Below are 20847 nucleotides of genomic sequence, written 5' to 3' on the forward strand. Positions count from 1 at the left end.
CCGCCTCGCATATCTCCTACTGCAACTGATGACATTGAACCTCCTGCCTCAATACTTTTAATTATTTGGAAAAACGCACGGTCCTAACTTATGTGTTTAGGACATAAACCGGAGAGTAGAGTAAACTGCTTAAATTGTGCAATATGCGAAAAAAACACGATTTTTTATGCATTAAGTAGCATAAGAGTTAACCCTTAGGGGATTTCTATAGGTTTTTGAATGCATAAAGTATCCATCAAACCGGTGTGGACCATCACCGACTCCAGCAATCAACCGCTATCCCCCAGGCTTTTAGACCTTCTCGTAGACGTACAGGAACACGGTAGTCTCAGCCAATCCTGCAAGGCGACTGGTGCGTCTTATCGCCATGCCTGGAATCTGATTCGACAGGGCGAGGCCCAATTAGGCAGACCCTTATTGGTCATGGAAAGGGGCAAAGGATCAACCCTGACCCCACTGGGAGAAAAGCTGGTGTGGGCAGGTCACCGAATTTCTGCACGGCTCAGCCCCATGCTGGAATCTTTGTCCTCCGAGCTTGAGGGCGAACTTGAAAAGGCACTCAGCCAACACATTCAGCCACTTCGGGTGCATGCCAGCCACGGGTTTGCCGTTGAAAAACTGATAGACATTTTGCTGCGCGAAAACGAGGCCGTTGAACGCAAATATGTGGGTAGCCAGGAGGCAGTGGCGTCACTTGGGCAGGGTCATTGTGATCTGGCTGGCTTCCATTTACCGCAGGGCGAATTTGAAGCCGAGGCACTGGCCCACTATGCGCGATGGCTAAACACCGACTCAGTGCGCATTATCAATGTAGCCACACGGCGCCAAGGGCTGATGGTTGCACGAGGAAACCCCATGAAAATCTACACCTTGAAAGATCTGACGCGCCCCGAGGTGCGGTTCGTCAACCGACAGCCCAGTTCAGGCACGCACTTTCTGTTGACTTGCCTTTTGCGCAAAGAGGGCATCAGCCCGGATCAGCTCAATGGCTTTACCCAAAGCGAATTTACCCACGCGGCTGTGGCAGCTTATGTTGCAAGCGGCATGGCGGATGCGGGACTCGGCGTAGAAACACCTTCCAAACGGTTTAAACTGGATTTCGTGCCCATGGCCACCGAACGCTATTTTTTGGCTTGCCATGAAAAGCAACTGAAAAGCCCCTCGGTGAAGCGGGTCGTGGATGTGCTCAAAAGCGAAGCTTTCAGAGCCTTGGTGAATGAATTACCTGGTTACTCAGCGCATGACTGCGGTCAGATTCAAACACTACAGGACACCTTTCCGGGGCACAATCTCATTTCAAACCAAAGTAAGCGGAGTTAATTCAATGGTGCAATCCATTCTTGCCATTTGCGCAGGTGCCTCGCTTGGGGCAGTGCTGCGATGGATCCTGGGCAACGGCCTGAACCACCTGTTTCCAACCGTGCCGCCCGGCACACTGGTGGCGAACCTGTTGGGTGGCTATCTCATTGGCTTGGCGATTGCCTGGTTCAGTCATCACACCGAACTGGCCCCTGAATGGCGCCTGTTGGTCATCACGGGTTTTCTGGGTGGACTTACCACTTTCTCAACCTTTTCGGCCGAGGTCGTCGGTCTGATTCAACAGGGCCGTTTAGTGTGGGCCGGTGCAGCCATTTCGATCCATGTGATCGGTTCGCTGACCATGACGCTGCTGGGCATGGCCACAGTGGCTGCCTTAAGACACGTTTAATGACCGGGGGACACTATGCATGGCTATCAACTGACGTTTTTCACCGAACAAAACCGCAAACACGGCCATGTGCCAATGGGCGAATGGTTAATTCAGCAAGCCAAAAAAATGGGACTGGGTGGTGCCACCTTAAGCACCGCCAGCGAGGGCTTTGGGCACGCCCACAAATTGCACGCTGCGCGCTTTTTTGAATTGGCCGACCAACCACTTGAAGTGACCATGGCGGTCACCCAAGCCGAGGCGGAACGTGTGTTTGAGCTATTGAGAACCGAAAAAATCAAACTGTTCTACGTCAAAACACCCATTGAATTCGGCACGACCGACGAGCTGTAAAACCCATCAGTCTTGCCGCTTGCCTTATTGAGCAGACACCGTTTGGGTTTTGTCCTGGCGCGCAGGCTTTTCAGCCTCTTGCTCCAGCTCCAGCAACGCATTCTCCAGATAATCCAGCATGCGTTGCACCTTCGGGGCAGACTCGCGGCAGGCAATAATGCCAAAGTCGAGATTGTCCTGATAGCTTTGCACGGTGATGTTCATGGCGTAACCGTGCCAAATCAGTGAAGCGGGGTAGTTGGCCAGCAACTCAGCGCCGTTCAGAAAACGCGCCTCACGAGGGCCTGGTACATTGGACACCACCACGTTGAACAACACTGGGATACGGCCGTCCAGCCCGCTGACCTGCCCGGCCAGCAAAGGCACGTTGGTCATGATGGTGTGGGTGTCGATTTCCACCTTGCTCATGTCACCCAACCGCTGTTTGGCCGAGGCCATGCTTTCCTGAATGGCTTTGATACGCACGGACGCACTGCGAATGCGCGTGCCCAGGGTGACCTGCACTGCGGAGATGGCATTGCCGCCCTCGTCCACTTGATCGGCAGAACGCACGGACACCGGCACGTTGGCAACCAGTGAATGGGCTGGCAACACGGAATGACCCAACAGGTATTCACGCAGCGCACCGCCACACATGGCCAGCACCACGTCATTCAAGGTGGCGTCATACTGCTTGGCCACCGCTTTCAAACGAGACAGCGACCAGCTCTGCGCCACAAATCGACGCGCCTGATGCACGCGCTTGTTCAGCACCGTGGGCGGGGCCTTGTAAATGCTTTTGACGTTGCTGTCTTTGGAAGTTGTAGCCAGCTTGGCCAGATTGACTGCCACATTGCCAAGGGCCTTGACAGATTCACCGACCGAGGGGGCCTTGCGTTTGGCCGATTTCACTTTACCGGTCTGTTCGCGTTCAATGTCCTCCCACTCTGCCGACCAAGGGGGTGGCAGCTTCTGGTCCGCTGCCATGGCCAGGCGCGACTGTAAAATCCGCATGGCGGCCACGCCATCCACCAGGCTGTGGTGAATCTTGACGTATAGGGCAAAGCGATTGCCCTCAATACCCTCGATCAAATAGCATTCCCACAGGGGGTGGTTGCGGTCGAGCCGTTGCGCATGCACGCGCGAAATCAGCGACAACAACTCACGAATGCGACCTGGTTTGGGCAAAGCAGCGTGGCGCACATGGTATTCCATGTCGATGTCGTGGTCGTTCACCCACCCGGCATCCAGATTCATGGGCAGGCGCGCATGCAACTTTCGGTTAAAGGGGCGGGCCACTTCCTTGGCGTCTCTCAGCCAGGCCAGCATGTCCTGCATGTAATTTTCGGGGGTGTTGTCCGGCAGGGCGTACAACATCAGGCCGCCCACGTGCATGGGGGTTTCCGGGGTTTCCATGGTCAACCAGCCGGAGTCAAGCAAAGTCAGTCTCTTCTTCATTCGAGAAATACCCAGTTAGATCAAGGTTTTAATAATCGACTGGCCGCTCAGGTCTCTGTGGGTTCGGCCAGCCCTCCCTTGATATACCCGAGAAACAGTGAATTCAGATGTTTGATCCAGTCTGGACGTTCAAAAATGGGGCTTAGCTGCTCGTCTGCCAGCAGAATCGAATAGTCGGCCAAGCCGTGCACCACCGAGTTCACCGCAAGGTAAATCCGAAAACGCACGTCCACCCGGTCACGCCCGGGCAGGCATTGCATCAGGTTGTCTTCAAATGGCTCGAGATAAGGCAGAAAAAGGTTCTGCAACACCGACTGTCCCTGCTGCCCCGCCTGCCAAGTCAATCGGGATAAAAAGCGAATACCGACCGGTCCTTCCGGGTTCAGCATGAAGTAGTTCAAAAACGGCTGAAACACCAGACCCACCCAAGCCTCCACGGTGGGCACAGGGCCGCGTTCCTGAAACTGCTGCTGCGCCTTGTCCATGTGGACGGCCAAGCCCTGCTTTACCCGATCAACCACTGCCTGCACCAGTAGCTCACGTGTTTTGAAGTGGTAATACACCGCAGACCGGTTTGATTGCCCGGCCAGATCACGAATCTGGCTCATCTTCACCGCATCAATTCCAGCTTTGGCAAACTCGATGAGTGCCACCTGCAAGATGTGCTCGCGGGTATCGGAGTGCGCCTCTGTCGGTAATGTGCGGATTGTTGAATTAATCACAGCGTATTAATCTGAAAGTATTAAAGCAGGGGTATTACAACAGAAAACCGCAAAGACGGGGAGACAGATTGACATGCGGACACTCTCTTTGAAACAACTGGGCGTGGCAATTGCCTGCCTTGGCCTTGCAGCCTGCATGGGCAACACCGATGCGGGTGGCGGCACAAGCCCAGCCGTGTCGCCAAGCGGCAATGCCAGCTCGCCCAGCCCAAGCCTGGCCAGCACCTTGTCGGCACAGCAGGCCCCGGCAGGCCTGGGTTGTGGCTGGCAAACCGCCTCAGACCCAGACCGCACGAACATCGCGTTTCCAGACACCAGCGCCAAGTACTGGGTTGCAAGTGTCTTGCTGACACCAGGCAATCGCCTGCGCATAGATGGCCGATACCCCGACGCGCGCTACTTTTCATTCAATGTGTACGACCCAGCCCTTCGACCCACCGACGCGCTGGCGGATGTGGAGATCTCGCCCAAGAATGGTCGAAGCAACCCCTTTTCAACACCCAACGGCCGCCCGGGTGGCGCATACACCGCCTATTTAAACTATGGGCAATCACCCACACAAAACGTCTCGGTTCCAAGGGCACCGAATACCCTGTACGGCGGCAATGTGGCGCTTGGCCCGGGTGGATCACCCAACTTTGGACTGGTTACCCTGATTTACCGCATTTACGTGTCCCACTCAGGCGACTATTTCAGCGGCGGCGTACCATTGCCCCAACTGACGCTTGAATCGGCAGACGGCAAGAACACAATTGCAACCTTGCCCAATTGCGAAGAGCCCCTGCTACCCACTTTCGGCGGACTGGCTCCGAAACAGGGCTTGAACAACGCCTTGGTGTCGGCTGACTACCCCGACCAATTGCCCACCTTTTTTCCGATTGGCACTTATCCACCCAAATCTGCCAAGTTTTTTAGCCTGCCAGACACTGTGCTAGGCATCGGGCGAGAACAAACCGGCGTCGTGCCGCCAACCCCTGACGTGGCGCCTTTGAACGGCGGGGGCGGATTTTTGAGCAACATTCACAACGCCTACACCTCCACGACTTTCAACCGCCGCTACGGCAATATTGTGCTGGTCAGGGCCAAGGCACCCACGTTTCGCGGGGCACGCGGCGTGGGTTTTAACCAGGAGCAAATGCGGTACTGGTCGATTTGCGGCAATGAATTTGCCACCCAGCGTTTTACCCAATGTGCCGCTGACTATCAAACTGCAATAGACGCCAATGGTTACTTCACGGCGGTGGTCAGTGACCTGGCGGACCGACCCGCCAATGCCACAGCAGCCAACGGGTTCACCTGGCTGGCCTGGGGTGCCTATCCCGACATGGTCGTGATCTATCGCCACATGCTGGCCAACCCGGCATTCAAACAATCCATCCAGAATCAGCCGTTTGGCGGAGATCTGAAAGCGGGCATGGGCGAGTACTACCCAGAAGCCGCCTATTGCGACAAAGCCACTTTTGAGCAAAGCAACAACCCCGCAGAGGTGTTTGCGCTGTGTTCAAAGTATCAATTTGACCACCTCAAGCCAGGATCGTAAGCCATGAAACAGCGCCACGTCAGCACCCTGTTGCTTGCCCTGTCTGTAGCGGGTCTGCAGGCCTGCGGCAGCGACAGCAATTCCGTCACCCCTGCGGCAGGCCCCTCCGCCAGCGTCACCCCAGCCCAGGCTGGCAACAGCACAGTTGAAGGAACTACCACGAGTGCCAGCAATGCCAACCTGGTGCAATTGGCCAAGGCCTGCGGCAACACACTGCCCCTGGAAACCCTGAGCTGCACCACACCCGCCAGCGCCGATGGCAATGAACCGCCCTGCAATCCGCAACTGGCGCAAAGCGCCTGGTCTGCTGCGCACCGTGGCAATTACGCACAAGCGTCCAGCAACCTGCCGGGGGTCAAAGGCGACCTGAGCACGCTGAACATCGACCACACCGATCTGGACTCGGCCCCAATCATCATGGACTTCACTGAACCCGACCCCCAAGGAAACGTGGCCGTGTGGGCTTCCACTGTGGGATTTTCCGGGCTGGTGTTCAAAAAAGACGCTGAAACGCTGGAGACTTTGGGGCAATACAGGCCCAGCGGCGTGGGCACCATTTCAACATCGGGCGCCTACAACCTGCTGGACCGCAGCCAAAACCTGATCGTGGGTGCGGCAAAAAACATTCGGGTGTTCGGCGATGCAGTAGCCGGCGACCACCGCTCGGGCGTGAAGGTGCTGAAAGACTTTGCCCTGCCCCCCGACGCCCTGTGCACCAACAACGATGAAATGGTCGGCATCACCATGCTGCCCAATGGCAATGTGGCCTTTGCCACCAAATATGGCAACGTCGGCATACTGCCCCGTTACCCGCAGGCCATGTGCAATGCCAGCCTTCAGGTTTACAAAATCAACGGCGAACGCTGCAACACCGGCAACGGCCTGGAAGAAGTGTCCAACAGCATTGCGGCAGATGAAAACAACAACATCTATGTGGTCACCAGCGAGGCCATGTATCAGATCAAAGCACAAAACAACACGCTACAGCAGGGCTGGCGGTCCACTTACCTTGGCGCAGGCAAAACCGGTGCCGGACGACTCGGGCCAGGTTCTGGCAGCACCCCCACGCTGGCAGGCACACGTGGATCAGACGACCGCTTTGTGGTGATCACCGACGGTGCTGATCTGATGAATGTGGTCTTCATGTGGCGCGATCAAATTCCGGGCGACTGGAAGCCCATTCGCGAGGGCGCTGATCGGCGAATCGCCTGCGAGGTGCCCATTAATTTTGGCGATCCGAATGCCACGCAGAGCCTCTCCGAACAATCGGTGCTGGTGCGTGGCAACAGCGCCATGGTGGTGAACAATCGCGTGGCCCTGAACCCGCTGCTGACCCAAGTGCCTAGTCAGTTACAGCCCTTCACGCAGTTGCTTTCGGGCTTGTCATTCAATCGGCCCCATGGCCTTCAACGTGTGGACTGGGACCCGAAGACCCGCACCTGTCACACCGTGTGGAGCAACACCGACATCAGCTGGCCCAACGGCATTCCCACCATGAGCGCCGCCGACGGCCTGATTTACGGCATTGGATCGCGCACCGTCAATGGCATTGACACCTGGACGCTGGAGGCTGTGAACTTTGCCAGTGGGCAAACCGAGTTTGTGGTGCCCAGCACGCCGCTGCCCAGCGACAACAGCTTTTATGCTGCCACCACGATTGGCCCCGACCACAGTGTGTGGACAGGCACTTTCGGCGGCATTACCCGGTTCAGAAGCTGCAAACCCGGTGAATCCAATTGCGGCAGAAAACCGGACTACACCAAGGCGGTGCCTCTGTCAGCCCTGAACCGTCAAAACTTCTAGAAGGTTTCGTTCATCATTTTGGTGGCCAGCATGCCCAGCCAGGGTTCCTTGGGCAGGCTGCTGACAAACACAGGGTCTACCAGCACGGCCTGTGCTTTGTCAGACTGCCCGGTTTTGCGCAGCACGCGGGCCAGTTGAATCAGGAAGGCGGGAACACCCATGGTGTTGCCACGGGCGCGCCATTGTTCAATCGCCTCCTGAATGTCGGGCACGCCCGTGGCGTCTCCATTCCACACTTTTGCCCAACCAAACACCACGCGGGCGGCAGTCACGAAATAATCAAAGCCCAGCGCCTGTGAAAGGCGCAGAGTCTCGGCCGCGTAATGCTCGGCCCGTGGCCCATCGGATATGTGCAGACAGGTCCACATGGCACACCCCAGCGCATAGGCCTGAGTAAAAGGTGGCAGCCCTTTGGACGCCAGCTCGACCGCCAGTTCAGCCTCTTGGAGGGCCAGCGCAGTGAAGCCTGAAATGTCGGCAAACAGGGCGATGCCATGAAGTGTGTGGCCGTGGGGCTGCCGGGCGTCGTCGAGGTGCCCGGCATTGGCCAGACGGACCAAAAACCGGGGCAAAAAACTTGAAACGTTGTGCAAATACGGATTCACCAAGGCCCCAGCCGTGCTCGACATTCAAACGACCTTGATGCTACCAACAAATCCCGATTCGCAACAGATCGTACATTCGGGCAGGGCAGCCCGAATGGATCACGCAAATTTCAGCGCTGGGTCTTCCACTGGTTCGTCCAGCAGCAACTTGCTGTCGTAGTAGTAGTCCTGTTTGTTGTGCCAGGGGTGCCGCTCACCTTGCCGTGGCAACTGGTCTGAAACCCGCTGCAAATAGCCGGAATTCAAACCACCCAGCACAGTCAGGCCATCCACCACATTGACGCCATCGGCTTTGGGCACCACCACCTGATGGCCTTTTTTGTCCATCCAGTTCAGCAGGCGACACACATAGCCGCTGACCAGGTCTGATTTCAAAGTCCAGGACGCATGGGTGTAGCCCACCACCATGGCGGCATTGGGCACGTCTTGCAGCAAGGCACTTTTGTAGATCATTTTGTTGCCCAGTTCAACCGGCTTGTTGTCCACCGAGAGGGTAATGCCTCCAAACATCTGCACATTCAAACCAGTCGCGGTCACAATGATGTCGGCCTTCAACACCTCGCCGCTTTGAAGTTCGATGCCCTCTGGCGTGAAGGTCTTGATGTGATCGGTGGCCACACTGGCCTTGCCGCTTTTCAGTGCCTTGAAAAAATCGCCATCAGGCACCAGGCACAAGCGCTGGTCCCAGGGCATGTATTTTGGCGTGAAGTGCTTCATGTCCACATTGGAGCCCTTCAACTGCGCCCGCATGCGCGAAATAATCAGCCTGCGCATCACGGTGGGCTTGCTTTTGCAGGCCTTGAACATGAAGTGTGCCAAACCGATGGTGCGCAGCCGGTTGGCCTTGTAGGCCAGCTTGGCAGGCAGTGTTTTTTGCAACACCTTGGTCAGCGCGTCCACCGACGGCAATGAAAAAATGTAACTGGGTGAACGCTGCAGCATCGTGACATGACCAGCTTTGGGTGCCATGTTGGGCACCAAGGTCACCGCTGTGGCGCCACTGCCGATAATCACCACGTTCTTGCCGGTGTAATCCAGGTCCTCAGGCCAGTGCTGGGGGTGCACAATCAAACCCTTGAACTGGTCTTCACCCGGAAAGTGCGGCTTGTAGCCTTGGTCATAGTTGTAATAACCCGCACAACTCATCAAGAACCGCGCGCGGTATTGCTCGGTTTCACCCGTGGCCTCATTCAACACATCGAGCACCCAGCGCTTCAATGCGCTGTCCCAATTGGCGCTGCCCACTTTGCGCTCAAACCGAATGTGATCGAACACCCGGTTTTCTTCCGCGGCTTCTTGCACGTAACTGCGAATGTCGGGCCCATGCGAGAAAAAGTGCGCGTTGCGCCAAGGCTTGAACTTGAAACCGAAACTGAACATGTCGGAATCCGACCGGATGCCAGGGTAGCGAAACAGGTCCCAAGTGCCGCCAATTTTGGTGCGCCTTTCCAGAATCGTAAAACGGCGCTTCGGGCATTCCTTCTTCAGGTGGCAGGCGGCGCTGATGCCGGAAATACCGGCACCCACGATTAGAACGTCTTCTTCGAACACGGTAGTCATGGTCTTTACAAAGCCTCAATGTCTGGAATTGGAAAAGTCATCTGAAAATCGGCAATCTCAAAGGCGGTCAGTACCTCGGTCCTTTCCAGTGCCGGAAACAGGCCTGAACGGCTTTTGATTTCGCCCACACGGGCGTAACGCGCCCGCCCGGCTGCGCTTGGGCTGTAGGTGAAGCACTGGCCCTCCCACTGCTGCACCAGGGTTTTGAATGCCTTGGGCGCAATGCGGGTCGACACTGGAAAACGAAAACCGACGCCCTGCCAGTCCATCTCGAACACGGGGTGGCCCTCGCTTCGAACACACACACGCTGGCTTCCATCCGGGCGCGTTTCCCACTCAAAGTCAGCCAGGTTTTTCGGGATGCCCCAATTGGCCCGTCCATTGATTACGCTGGCCATGGACGACACAAAAATATTGCTGATGGTGAACCTGCGCTTGCCCAGCAATTCGATGCTGCCGGGCAGAAACAACAGCTCCTGATAAGGGCCGGCATCCGAGGACGCATAATCCACCAGCATCAACACGCGCAGGGGCGATTTGAGATTGCCCTTGACATGCCTGGGCACGCAAGGATCGCTCAGGGTGGCCATTTGATTGCCCTTGAACAGCACAATCAAACCACGACCAGTCAAATTCCACGGGGCAGGAAAGTTGTTTCGCATAAATCAAACGTTTGATCATTTTTGTGTATGGCATGATCTTAAACGCGAATACCCCCGGCCGACAACGCGGGCAGTAAAGATTGCAACAATTCCACCGCCAGTCGGGCTGTCATGCCGCCTGGGTCTTTTGCAGGGTTGTATTCCACCAAGTCAATGGAGCCAGCCTGACCAAAAGCCGCCATGTGACGCACGCACTGAAAAGCCTCCTCCTGGGTGGGGCCACCCGCCACAGGCGTGCCGACACCGGGCGCCAAAACCGGGTCCAGGAAATCCAGATCAAAACTGACATGCAGGTGCACGTCTGGCCCGTGGTCGCCCAAGGCCAGCCTCAATGTCTCGTGCATGCCCAATTGTCGGATTTGCGCCATTGAAAAAACATGCACCCCTGCCTGTTGCAAAAGGCGTTGTTCACCCGCATCGATAGATCGAACGCCAATCAGGCTGACATCGGCCGGAGCCACCGCTTGCGGAAACCCGGCCATTTGTGCCAGCGCAGGCGGGCCCAGACCACACAGGCAGGCCAACGGCATGCCGTGGGCGTTGCCGCTGGGGCTGGTGTGTGGCATATTGAAATCAGCGTGCGCGTCCAGCCAAACCAGCTTCAACCGTTTGCCGGTTGCTCTGCAGTGCGCTGCCACCGCGCTGACCGACCCTACGGCCACGCTGTGATCTCCACCGATCAGCAAAGGCATTTGACCGTGCTGCAACACCTGGCTGACTGCATTGAATACCGCCAGATTCCAGCCCAACACCTGCTGCCAATCCTTCACTGCAAAGGTAGACGGCTCATCCTCAGACAGCGAAATCTTGCCGGGCTTGGGCAGATCGCCCCAATCGGTCACTGGCCAGCCAGCCCCCCGCAAACCCTCCAGCAGACCATTGGCCCGAAGGGCCTGAGGCCCGTGGCGGGTGCCTTTGACGCCAGCACCCACACCCGTGGGAGCGCCCAGCAGGCCAATGCCTCTGAAATCACACGCATTCACACCTCGCACTCCTGCCCCATGCGCAAACAGGCAAACAGATTACGAGGGTCTTCCAGTTGCGGCACCAAATCCAGCCTTTGACCCACGTGCCAGTGGCCGGCCAACGTCTTCCAGTAACGCAGGGCCGAGAAATCCTCCAGCGCAAAACCCACCGAATCAAACAAGGTAACCTCTTCGTTGTTGCTGCGCCCGGGCGCTTGCCTGGCCAACACCTGCCACAACTCGGTGACCTCAAAATGAGCGGGCATCTGCTGAATTTCACCCTCCATCCGGGTTTGTGGCTCGTACTCCACAAACACACGCGCCCGGCGCAGCACATCGGGATGAACCTCGGTCTTTCCGGGGCAATCACCACCCACTGCGTTCAGATGCATGCCCGGTTCAATCATGGTGGGGGTAATCACCGTGGCGCGGTTTTTGTCGGCCGTCAATGTGGTCACGATGTCCGCCCCCTTCACCGCCGATTCCACGTTGGCGCAGGGCTTCGCATCCAGACCCATGTGGCGCATGTTGTCGACCAGCTTGCGGGTGGCATCCATGCTGATGTCATACAGACGAAACTCTTGGATGCCCAGCAAATGGGCAAATGCCGCCACCTGAAATTCGCTTTGGGCACCATTGCCAATAACGGCCATGATTTTTGAACCTGGCCGTGCCAGCGCCCGTGCGGCCACCGCCGACGTGGCCGCAGTCCGCAGGGCCGTGGTCAAGGTCAGTTCGCTGATGAAATGCGGGGCACCCGTGGCCACATCGGCCAGCACCCCAAAGGCCATGACGGTGGGCAAGCCAAAGCGATGGTTGTAAGGGTGACCGTTGACGTATTTGAACGCAAATTGCCGCGCGTTGGAAATGGGCATCAATTCAATGACACCGTCTTTGGTGTGGCTGGCAGTGCGCGGACTTTTTCGAAATTCTTTCCAGTGAAGAAAGTCGGATTCAATGTCTTGCGCCATGCCGGCCAGGCAATTGTAGAGCCCTTCCCGTTCAATCAGGTGGCGTACATCGCTCACGCTCAGGAAGGTGGTTTTAACCTGTCTGTTGAGTTGCATGATGGCCTCCGTCTGACCGTGCAGACAGTTCCATCATGCGCTCATTGCGGGTGAAAGAAAACACCCTGTCAGCTGGCTTTCGGCGGGTTCAATTTGTCCTGGGTTTTCAGATCGAAGTCAGAAGCGTCATGGCGTTCATGCAGCTGCTCCTCGGGGGCTCCCCAGGCGCGATTGACCATTCGACCCCGTTTTACAGCGGGCCTTTCGCCAATCATCTTGGTCCAGCGTTGTACGTTTTTGTAAATTTGCACATCCAGAAATTCGGCTGCGTTGTAAACCGCATTGGACGCCACACCGCCATACCAGGGCCAGATCGCCATGTCGGCAATCGTGTAGTCCTCACCGGCAATGTAGGTGCGGGTTGCCAGCATTTTGTCGAGCACGTCCAGCTGACGTTTCACTTCCATGGCGTAGCGGTTGATCGGATATTCGTACTTCTCGGGTGCATAGGCGTAAAAGTGGCCAAAGCCGCCACCCAACATGGGCGCGCTACCCATTTGCCAGAACAGCCAGTTCAGGGTTTCAGTTCGACCAGCCGGGTCTTTGGGTAAAAACTCGCCAAACTTTTCAGCCAGATACACCAAAATGGAGCCTGATTCAAACACGCGTGTGGCCGGGTTGGTACTGCGGTCCACAAGCGCTGGAATTTTGGAATTGGGGTTGACTTCCACAAAGCCGGAACTGAACTGGTCGCCTTCGCTGATCTTGATGAGGTGGGCGTCATATTCAGCACCCGCATGGCCCTTGGCCAGCAATTCCTCCAGCATGACGGTTACTTTCACACCGTTGGGCGTGGCCAGCGAATACAACTGCAAGGGGTGCTTGCCCACCGGCAAGGCCTTGTCGTGCGTGGCACCCGCAATGGGCCGGTTGATGTTGGCAAAGGCACCGCCGTTGGCAGAATCCCAGGTCCAGACTTTCGGGGGAACGTACTTTCCATCGCTCATGAGTTAACCTCTTTGTTGTACTGCAAAAAAGCATGATAACGCCATTTTTTTGAACGAATTGCCATTTCGGAAAAACCAAGCCCTATTCAATGGCCGACGCCGATTTCATCTGCTCACGCAACACAAATTTCTGGATTTTGCCAGTGGCGGTTTTCGGCAAAGGCCCAAACACGATTTGCTTGGGCACTTTGTATTTCGCCATGTGTTCACGACAGAACTCGATCAGATCCGCCTCGGAAAGCACCGCGCTGTCTTTCAGCTCCACAAAGGCTGCAGGCACTTCACCCCACTTCGCATCGGGCTTGGCCACTACCGCTGCGGCCATCACGCTGGGGTGGCGGTACAGCACTTCTTCCACCTCGACAGACGAAATGTTTTCTCCGCCCGAAATGATGACGTCCTTGGACCGGTCCTTGATTTTCACGTAGCCATCGGGATGCACCACCGCCAGGTCGCCGGTGTGAAACCAACCGCCCTCAAAGGCCGCCTTGGTGGCCTTTTCGTTTTTCAAATAGCCCTTCATCACGATGTTGCCGCGGAACATGATCTCGCCCATCGTTTCGCCATCGGCAGGCACGGGCTGCAGGGTTTCCGGGTTCAGCACCGTCACGGTTTCCTGCAAGTGGTAAGCCACACCCTGCCGGCCATTGCGCTCAGCCCGCTGGGCAATCGGCAAATCACCCCACTCAGGCTGCTGCGCGCACACCGCTGCGGGGCCGTAGGTCTCAGTCAGGCCATACACATGGGTAATGCTGATGCCCAGGTTTTCGCACCCTTCCAAAATGGCAGCGGGTGGCGGTGCACCGGCAATCAGGCCGCTGACCGGGTGATCCAGCCCAATTGTTTTCGCCTCGGGTGAATTGATCAACATGCCAAACACAATGGGTGCGCCACACAGGTGGGTGATCTGATGTTGGCGAATCAGCGGGAACACCACAGCAGGGTCCACCTTGCGCAGGCACACACTGGTGCCCGCATTGGCCGCCATGGTCCAGGGGAAGCACCAGCCATTGCAATGGAACATGGGAAGCGTCCACAGATAGGTGGCGTGTTGAGGCAGGTTACCGGCCAGAATGTTCGACACGGCATTGAGGTAAGCGCCCCGGTGATGATAGACCACACCTTTGGGGTCGCCCGTGGTGCCGCTGGTGTAATTCAAGGAAATGGCGTCCCACTCGTTTTCAGGCAGTTGCCAAGCGTAGTTGTCGTCGCCTCGCGCCAGAAAATCCTCATAGTTCACACTGCCCAGCGACTCGCCTTGGTGATAATCCGGGTCCAGGGAATCAATCACCAGGGGCTTTGGCCCGGTCAGCAAGGCCAGCGCCTCCTTGATGGTGCCGGAAAACTCAGGGTCGGTGATCAACACCTTCGCCTCGCCATGGCCCAGCATGAAAGCAATGGTTTTGGCGTCCAACCGAGTGTTCAGGGTGTTCAACACACCGCCCGTCATGGGCACGGCAAAGTGACACTCAAACATGGCCGCGATGTTGGGCAACATGACCGCCACGGTGGTGCCTTTGCCCACGCCATGCGCAGCCAGCGCACTGGCCAGCTTTTTGCACCGGGCATAGGTTTCTTGCCAGGTGTAGTGGCGCTCCCCCTGAATCAGGCTGATGCGCTTGGGATACACCAAAGCCGAACGGGCCAGAAAACTCAAAGGGGACAGCTGTACAAAGTTGGCTGGATTGGCGTCTAGGCCCTGGGCGTAGGCGTTGCTCATGAATGTCTCGCGGATGTGTTATGGAATACCCGCATTATGCAACGCCCAAGCTGGCAGGAAGCTGACAAAAGCAGACGACCCACGGGGGTCGCCTGCCGGATGGCCTTATTTCAAGGCCGTGTTGGGCACCACGGGCAAAACCACCTTCGAGACGTGTTTGTCGTCGTTCAGAATTGTCACGACCCCCACTGCACCTTTGACCAAAGTCACCAGGGGTGGCAGGCCCTGCGGCAGGTTGCTGGACGCAATCGAAATCTGCAATTGGTGCCCTTTCGGAATCATGGCGCTGGTCGGGAAGATTTCCACGGGCAGCAACATGGGTTCGTTCATATTGACGGGTTGAACCGCCGCCTGGGTGAACGGGTGCCAAGGTTGAATGCGCAACCCATTGATGAAGCGGGAACGCGTGTCATCCACTGCCCGGTGTGACGCGGTCAACAAACCATTGGTGATGGCCAGCGACTTGCCTGTAGCGGGGTCGTAATCCGACACCCGAACTGACAAACTGGCGTCCAGACTGGTGGTGCTGATCCACACGTCGGCCTCTATCGGGCCGTTCAGGTACAAGTCGTCGGCCAACACTGGCGTACGGAAATTGGCAGACGGAATCTGGTTGAAGGTGTCTTCCGAGAAGCAAGGCAGCGGCACAAAACCGGCAATGCCAGCGGTCCACTGCGAGGTGCTGAGCGAACACAAACCAAACACAGGTGCCTGCAAAATCGTGTTGCTTTGCTCGCCGGCAACAGGCTGGTTGGCACTCAAGCTGTTGTCACCATGCAGATACAGCGCAGTGGCCTGCATGTTGGGGTGTGGCCAGTTGCTGGTGCTCACATAATGTCCGTAGCCCTGCACGAACTGCGTCACATTCGGCACGCTGTCAGCCTTGGCATTCATGCCCTTCAAGTACTGGTCAAACCACATCAGTTCAATGTGATTCATGGCGGGCACAGCATCGGCTGGCAAGCCATCAGAGGGTACGCCGCCAGCCTGAATGTGAGTCCATGGACCAATCAGCAGTTTGGTGGTGGTGTTCTGCTTCAGGTTTTCAAACCACAGCGGTTCGCTGCGCTGAAACAAGTCGTGCAAACCGCCCACCACAAATGTAGGCACCTTTACGTTTTTTGCCACCTCCAGTGGGGAACGCGTCTTCCAGAAATCACCGTCGTAGGCGGTGTTTGAATCGCCCGTGACCGCCTTGACGATGGTAGGCCCCTGAAAATCGTTGACAGCGCTCAACAAATGCTGAACGATCTGGGTGAGGCCTTTCTGCGGGTCGGTCTGCAGAGAATCAAATGGCACACTGCCCAGCCCGGTCACCAGGCCCAGCCAGAGCGGGATAAAGGTGGGGTTGACCTGCCCACCCGTAAAAACGATGTCACGGTAGCCATCACCGATCGGCACGATCGGGAACGCCGCTTTCACAGCCGGGTTGCCTTGGGAAGCGGTCAGCATGGCGGTAATGCCGAGGTAGGACACGCCATATACACCAATGCTGCCGTTACTCCAGGCTTGGTTGGCCACCCAATTCACGACCTCGCCGTAATCCTGTTGCTCGCGTTCATCAAATGCGCGCCACACGCCGTCTGAATTGCCTGTGCCACGTACATCCACCACCACAGTGGCGTAACCACGCTGAACCAGGTAAGGGTCGGCACCGCCCAAAGCTGGCACGTAGGAACCCACCCGCTTGTTGTAAGAAGTCTGAATCAGAATGACCGGAAACTTGCCATCCGCCGCAGTGCCGTCGGCTTTGGCCGGCAGGCTGATGGTGGCCGCCAGCTCGGCGCCGTCGCTCATCTTGATGTATTGCGTGGGCAGTGCTGTGACGCCGGGAAAATCGACAGGGCGATCGTAATCGAACCACTTTTGACCGTTGCCCTTCGTAATTGGCACTTGCCGGGCTGTGCTGGTGCGTGTACCCAGGGTTGAAAAACTCGGGCCATTGTCCGCCTGAGAGGCCGAAACCGACCCGCCTGCGCTGCCAGAAGCGCCCGTGGTGGTCGGATCTTGCCCGCCACAACCGGCCAAAACCGCAGCCACAGACAGCACCCAAGCCCCACCCAAACCCTTGAATTTCATTGAAAAGTCTCCGTGGGTTTTAAATTTTCCCAGAAGATTACTCCCGGGTAACTTCCACAACAAGACGGTAAATTACTGACTTGATACAGAAAATGTCTGCAAATGGATTCACGGTGTCGGTATTCTCGTTTCCTCGGATAAAGTTCGCGCATCAAATCCTTTACAATCTTCGGTCTAGACGTGCAGCAACAGAAAGCGCGCCACTTATTCCACAGCTTGAGGTTTCAAAAAATGACAGAACGCACAACCGTTCACGGCTTGAAAGTAGCCACCAATCTGTACAAGTTCATTGAAGAACAGGTATTGCCCGGCACTGGCATCGACAGCGCCGCTTTCTGGAAAGGTTTTGACGCCATTGTGGCTGACCTGGCCCCCAAAAACGCCGCTTTGCTGGCCGAGCGCGACCGCATCCAGCTTGAAATGGATGCCTGGCACAAAGCCAACCCCGGCCCCATCAAAGACATGGCCGCCTATCAGGAATTCCTGAAAAAGATTGGTTACCTGGTTGAGCAGCCCGCCAAGGTGCAGGCCACCACAGCGAACGTCGACAGCGAACTGGCCACTCAAGCCGGCCCACAATTGGTGGTGCCCATCCTGAATGCACGCTACGCGCTGAACGCCGCCAACGCCCGCTGGGGCAGCCTGTACGACGCGCTGTACGGCACCGACGTCATTTCTGAAGAAGGCGGTGCTGACCGCGCAGGCGGCTACAACCCCGTCCGCGGCGCCAAAGTGATTGAATTCGCGCGCAACTTCCTCGACGCTTCTTTCCCACTGAGCGGTGGCAGCCACAAGGAAGCCGCTGGCTACGCCATCGAAGGCGGCGCGCTGAAAGTGGCCCAAAAAGATGGAAAAGTGGCCACTTTGGCCAATGCGGCACAACTGGTGGGTTACCAAGGCGATGCCGCTGCACCCTCTTCCGTGCTGCTGGTCAACAACGGCATTCACGCCGACATCATCATCAACCGCAATACACCCATCGGCCAGTCTGACGCCGCTGGTGTGGCCGACGTGGTGCTGGAAGCGGCCCTGTCGACCATTCTCGACCTCGAAGACTCTGTGGCTGCGGTGGACGCCGACGACAAAGTGCTGGCATACAGCAACTGGCTGGGCATTCTGAAAGGCACATTGACTGAATCCGTCACCAAGGGTGGCAAAACCTTCACCCGCGGCCTGAACGCCGACCGCGTATACACCGGTGCAAACGGTGGCACAGTGACCATGCACGGTCGCTCCATGCTGTTCCTGCGCAACGTGGGTCACTTGATGACCAACCCCGCCATTCTGTGGGGCGCTGACAACAAGGAAATTCCAGAAGGCATTCTGGACGCCATCGTCACCACCACCATCGCCCTGCACGACCTGAAAGGCCATGGCGTCAACGGCATTCGCAACAGCCGCAAAGGCTCTGTGTACATCGTGAAGCCCAAAATGCACGGCCCCACCGAAGTCGCCTTTGCCGGTGAACTGTTCAGCCGTGTTGAAAAGCTGCTCGGCCTGCCAGAAAGCACCGTCAAGCTCGGCATCATGGACGAAGAGCGCCGCACTTCAGTCAACCTGAAGGCCTGTATTGCTGCCGCTGCAAGCCGTGTAGCTTTTATCAACACCGGCTTTTTGGACCGCACTGGCGACGAAATGCACACCGCCATGCAGGCTGGCGCGATGATCCGCAAAGCCGACATGAAAGGCAGCAAGTGGATTGCCGCCTACGAAAAGAACAACGTGCTGGTTGGTTTGAGCTGTGGCCTGAAAGGCCGCGCGCAAATCGGCAAGGGCATGTGGGCCATGCCCGACCTGATGAAGGCCATGTTGGAACAGAAAATCGGCCACCCCAAAGCCGGTGCCAACACCGCTTGGGTGCCCTCACCCACGGCAGCCACCTTGCACGCCCTGCACTACCACCAGGTCAGCGTAGCCGCTGTTCAAGCCGAGCTTGAAAAAATCGACGCTGAAGCCGAGCGCCCAGCCATTTTGGCCGACCTGCTGCAAGTGCCCGTGGCCACCAACACCAACTGGTCTGACGCTGAAAAGCAGCAAGAACTGGACAACAACGCACAGGGCATTCTGGGCTATGTAGTTCGCTGGGTGGATCAGGGTGTGGGTTGCTCCAAGGTGCCCGACATCAACAACGTTGGCCTGATGGAAGACCGCGCCACACTGCGCATTTCAAGCCAGCACATTGCCAACTGGCTGGAGCACGGCATCGTGACCGAAGCACAGGTCATGGAAACCATGAAGCGCATGGCCGCTGTGGTGGATGGCCAGAACGCAGGCGACCCCGCTTACCAGCCCATGGCTGGCAACTTTGAAAAGTCTGCCGCCTTCAAGGCAGCATGCGATCTGGTGTTCAAGGGCAAGGAACAACCTTCCGGCTACACCGAGCCACTGCTGCACGCATGGCGCCTGAAAGTGAAGGCTGGCGCAGCCTGAGCTGAACAACAAGTTACCTGGGAAAGCCGGATATCCAACCCGGCCTGAGTCGAGCACCCGCTGGTCAAAAGCCAGCGGGTGTTTTTTAATCAGAACAGAATAGACATTTGCTAACCGAATCGAAAATACCTACAGTGCAGGAACATGTGAACCGTACCAATGATGATTAATGTCCAATCAGCCTTACTTCTACTGCCATCCGTTCGACAAATTCAAGTTCCTGGTGGAATTCCGCAAGCAGTTCGCATCTGACCCTCATTACACATCGAGCTGCTTGAAAGATCTTGAAGTCGAAGGCATGGGTTATAACCATGAAGCCAGTGACAGAATTTGGTAGAGGTGCAGGACGAAATTATTTTCTTCCAGTCAAAGTCGAGAAGCTATCAACCGGAAACGTCCTTGTTACGGAGTTCGATGGCGATCAGTTTGAAATTGATTCATTGTCAGGAAAGGCAGTTGCGAAAACCCCAAAAGCCACATTAGGGGCCGTGTGTAACATTAAGCCAAACTCCAGTTATGTAAATAACAAAGGGACCGAGAATAGATATTACGGTCGTGGTTATACCCAATTAACCTGGTGGAGCAACTACGCCCGAGCCAGCGTAGCATTGGGCATGGGCCTTCAACTGTTGTTAAAACCTGATTTGGTGCTGAAACCGGAGATCGCCTACCGGTTGATGTCGCACGGAATGCGAACTGGCGAGGGATTCGCAAACGGACATCGATTTTCCGATTATTTTCATGGCGACATCACAGACTATGTGAATGCTCGGAGAATGGTCAATGGTCTCAATCGTGCACATGAAATCGCGGAAATAGCAAAAAAGTTTGAAAAAATTTTGATCGACAGCAAAGTGGATTTGAAATGCCCAGAACCAGCATAATCAAACACCTCGGATTACTCGGAGTTTGTATCCCACTGCTTTTGATAACCACAGCCTGCAACGCCAGCAAGCAGGTCATTAACGAATGCGGCTGGTTCATCAACCCTGTACCCAACGAAGTTACCTTTGCCACAAAACACGAGAGTTGGATTATTTCGCAACAAGGTGGTCACGAGGCGCAAGGAGACTGGCCTGAGTTTCCAGACAAACAATGGGCAGTGACCAATTCGGGGTTCCATGGATATGGATGCGCTTGCATGAAACTTGAGGTTGAAACAGCAACGCATTTTGTTCAAAAAATAGTCGATTCAAAAATCAAATCACTGGACTACTGTCGAGCTACATTAAAGCTCAAGACACCAACCAAATGAAAATTCAAAACTAG

At 56.3% G+C, this 20847-nt stretch carries 18 protein-coding genes; 8 read left to right on the forward strand and 10 right to left on the reverse strand.

Annotated features, from left to right (window positions below; translation table 11 throughout):
• The first annotated feature begins 219 nt into the window (after positions 1 to 219).
• The 3 genes from QQJ87_RS10920 to QQJ87_RS10930 are packed head-to-tail and all read left to right on the forward strand — an operon-like array spanning position 220 to position 2041.
• Positions 220 to 1320, forward strand: coding sequence for a substrate-binding domain-containing protein (locus QQJ87_RS10920; protein WP_284281757.1), 1101 nt, complete (start codon positions 220 to 222; stop codon positions 1318 to 1320).
• A 4-nt stretch (positions 1321 to 1324) separates the two neighbouring features.
• Positions 1325 to 1708 carry a fluoride efflux transporter CrcB gene (gene crcB, locus QQJ87_RS10925; RefSeq protein WP_284281758.1) on the forward strand — a complete coding sequence of 128 codons (384 nt, stop codon included), beginning with the start codon at positions 1325 to 1327 and terminating at the stop codon, positions 1706 to 1708.
• Between the two features lie 15 nt (positions 1709 to 1723).
• On the forward strand, positions 1724 to 2041 hold the full coding sequence (locus QQJ87_RS10930; RefSeq protein ID WP_284281759.1) for a DUF190 domain-containing protein: 318 nt from the start codon (positions 1724 to 1726) through the stop codon (positions 2039 to 2041).
• Between the two features lie 24 nt (positions 2042 to 2065).
• On the opposite strand, the gene QQJ87_RS10935 is transcribed toward QQJ87_RS10930, so the two are convergent.
• Both QQJ87_RS10935 and QQJ87_RS10940 read right to left on the reverse strand, forming a co-directional pair.
• Positions 2066 to 3478 carry a WS/DGAT/MGAT family O-acyltransferase gene (locus tag QQJ87_RS10935; protein ID WP_284281760.1) on the reverse strand — a complete coding sequence of 471 codons (1413 nt, stop codon included), beginning with the start codon at positions 3476 to 3478 and terminating at the stop codon, positions 2066 to 2068.
• Positions 3479 to 3525: 47 nt separating this feature from the next.
• Positions 3526 to 4200, reverse strand: coding sequence for a TetR/AcrR family transcriptional regulator (locus QQJ87_RS10940; RefSeq protein ID WP_284281761.1), 675 nt, complete (start codon positions 4198 to 4200; stop codon positions 3526 to 3528).
• Positions 4201 to 4273: 73 nt separating this feature from the next.
• On the opposite strand from QQJ87_RS10940, the gene QQJ87_RS10945 reads away from it, so the two are divergent.
• Together QQJ87_RS10945 and QQJ87_RS10950 are read left to right on the forward strand one after the other, a co-directional pair.
• The gene (locus tag QQJ87_RS10945) at positions 4274 to 5740 is read left to right on the forward strand and encodes a hypothetical protein (RefSeq protein WP_284281762.1); all 1467 of its coding nucleotides are present in this window, start codon (positions 4274 to 4276) and stop codon (positions 5738 to 5740) included.
• Between the two features lie 3 nt (positions 5741 to 5743).
• Positions 5744 to 7543, forward strand: coding sequence for a hypothetical protein (locus QQJ87_RS10950; protein WP_284281763.1), 1800 nt, complete (start codon positions 5744 to 5746; stop codon positions 7541 to 7543).
• On the opposite strand, the gene QQJ87_RS10955 is transcribed toward QQJ87_RS10950, so the two are convergent.
• The 8 genes from QQJ87_RS10955 to QQJ87_RS10990 form a co-directional block, all read right to left on the reverse strand.
• Positions 7540 to 8172 (reverse strand): hypothetical protein, encoded by a 633-nt coding sequence (locus QQJ87_RS10955; protein WP_284281764.1) that lies wholly within the window; start codon positions 8170 to 8172, stop codon positions 7540 to 7542. The genes QQJ87_RS10950 and QQJ87_RS10955 overlap by 4 nt on opposite strands.
• 75 nt (positions 8173 to 8247) lie before the next feature.
• The gene (locus QQJ87_RS10960) at positions 8248 to 9708 is read right to left on the reverse strand and encodes a flavin-containing monooxygenase (RefSeq protein WP_284281766.1); all 1461 of its coding nucleotides are present in this window, start codon (positions 9706 to 9708) and stop codon (positions 8248 to 8250) included.
• A 5-nt stretch (positions 9709 to 9713) separates the two neighbouring features.
• Positions 9714 to 10370, reverse strand: coding sequence for an acetoacetate decarboxylase family protein (locus tag QQJ87_RS10965; RefSeq protein ID WP_284281767.1), 657 nt, complete (start codon positions 10368 to 10370; stop codon positions 9714 to 9716).
• 38 nt (positions 10371 to 10408) lie between these two features.
• Complete coding sequence (gene rocF, locus QQJ87_RS10970) at positions 10409 to 11353, reverse strand: arginase (protein ID WP_284281768.1); 945 nt, start codon at positions 11351 to 11353, stop codon at positions 10409 to 10411.
• The gene (gene ocd / locus QQJ87_RS10975) at positions 11350 to 12402 is read right to left on the reverse strand and encodes an ornithine cyclodeaminase (RefSeq protein WP_284281770.1); all 1053 of its coding nucleotides are present in this window, start codon (positions 12400 to 12402) and stop codon (positions 11350 to 11352) included. The genes rocF and ocd overlap by 4 nt, the downstream gene beginning before the upstream one ends.
• Before the next feature lie 68 nt (positions 12403 to 12470).
• Positions 12471 to 13349: a glutathione-dependent disulfide-bond oxidoreductase gene (gene yghU / locus QQJ87_RS10980; RefSeq protein ID WP_284281771.1), complete on the reverse strand. Its 879-nt coding sequence runs from the start codon at positions 13347 to 13349 to the stop codon at positions 12471 to 12473.
• 82 nt (positions 13350 to 13431) lie between these two features.
• Positions 13432 to 15069 carry an acyl-CoA synthetase gene (locus QQJ87_RS10985; RefSeq protein ID WP_284281772.1) on the reverse strand — a complete coding sequence of 546 codons (1638 nt, stop codon included), beginning with the start codon at positions 15067 to 15069 and terminating at the stop codon, positions 13432 to 13434.
• A gap of 105 nt (positions 15070 to 15174) precedes the next feature.
• Positions 15175 to 17148, reverse strand: coding sequence for a CocE/NonD family hydrolase (locus QQJ87_RS10990; RefSeq protein WP_284281774.1), 1974 nt, complete (start codon positions 17146 to 17148; stop codon positions 15175 to 15177).
• Between the two features lie 231 nt (positions 17149 to 17379).
• On the opposite strand from QQJ87_RS10990, the gene QQJ87_RS10995 reads away from it, so the two are divergent.
• The 3 genes from QQJ87_RS10995 (at position 17380) to QQJ87_RS11005 (ending at position 20833) form a co-directional block, all read left to right on the forward strand.
• A complete protein-coding gene (locus QQJ87_RS10995) occupies positions 17380 to 19578 on the forward strand; it encodes a malate synthase G (RefSeq protein ID WP_284281775.1) in 2199 nt (732 codons plus the stop codon).
• Between the two features lie 311 nt (positions 19579 to 19889).
• On the forward strand, positions 19890 to 20462 hold the full coding sequence (locus QQJ87_RS11000; protein WP_284281776.1) for a hypothetical protein: 573 nt from the start codon (positions 19890 to 19892) through the stop codon (positions 20460 to 20462).
• Positions 20444 to 20833 (forward strand): DUF4087 domain-containing protein, encoded by a 390-nt coding sequence (locus QQJ87_RS11005; protein WP_284281777.1) that lies wholly within the window; start codon positions 20444 to 20446, stop codon positions 20831 to 20833. Before QQJ87_RS11000 ends, QQJ87_RS11005 begins: the two co-directional genes overlap by 19 nt.
• Positions 20834 to 20847 lie beyond the last annotated feature (14 nt).

This window comes from Limnobacter litoralis (assembly GCF_030160455.1).
GTDB lineage: Bacteria > Pseudomonadota > Gammaproteobacteria > Burkholderiales > Burkholderiaceae_B > Limnobacter > Limnobacter litoralis.